Source organism: Natronococcus amylolyticus DSM 10524 (assembly GCF_000337675.1).
Taxonomy (GTDB): domain Archaea; phylum Halobacteriota; class Halobacteria; order Halobacteriales; family Natrialbaceae; genus Natronococcus; species Natronococcus amylolyticus.
Genome location: NZ_AOIB01000029.1, coordinates 1 through 209, shown reverse-complemented (window position 1 = coordinate 209; position 209 = coordinate 1). Strand labels below are relative to the sequence as shown.

Sequence of the window (209 nt, the reverse complement as noted above, 5' to 3'; positions counted from 1 at the left end):
CAGCCGTTGTCGACGATCGGTCGCGACGAGGAGACCGTCGCGTCGAGGGCGTCGGCCAGCTCCTCGATGAGCTCGAGGTTCTCCTCCTCGTCGATCCCTCGGCCGACCGAGACGAGCACGTCGGCGTCGCTGATGTCGACGTCGCCGCCGCCGACCTCCTCGAAGCCGGTGACCGTCGAGCGGATCGTGTCCTCGTCGATCTCGGCGTG

The 209-nt window shown here is 68.9% G+C and carries 1 protein-coding gene; it reads right to left on the bottom strand.

Annotated features, from left to right (window positions below; genetic code table 11):
- Positions 1-209 (bottom strand): FAD-binding protein (locus C491_RS14955; protein WP_005557761.1); only part of this gene is annotated, 209 nt, incomplete at both ends.